Below are 245 nucleotides of genomic sequence, written 5' to 3'. Positions count from 1 at the left end.
GCGACCAACAGCATGGTGGAATGCGCTAAGGACGGTGGTTCACAGCAGATGGCCGAAGGCTCCTCACGCGTATTTATCAACGGCCTGCCTGCTGCCCGTACAGGTGACCAGACCACCTGTGGCGGAAAGGTCATGACCGGTTCAGGGAACGTCCGCATTGGCGGGGAGCCGGAACAGACACTGCCGATACAGTCAGAAGTCCCGGAAGGGCTGTATAAAGCCTCTGACCTGACGCTGTTATTTGC

The 245-nt window shown here is 58.4% G+C and carries 1 pseudogene; it reads left to right on the top strand.

Annotation, left to right across the window (positions count from 1 at the left end):
• Window positions 1–153, top strand: a pseudogene (locus tag A1830_RS23835) (PAAR domain-containing protein); the annotation flags it as partial.
• Window positions 154–245: the final 92 nt, after the last annotated feature.

It is taken from the genome of Erwinia sp. ErVv1 (assembly GCF_900068895.1).
Classification (GTDB): Bacteria; Pseudomonadota; Gammaproteobacteria; order Enterobacterales; family Enterobacteriaceae; genus Erwinia.
This window is presented reverse-complemented; position numbering and strand designations above follow the sequence as displayed.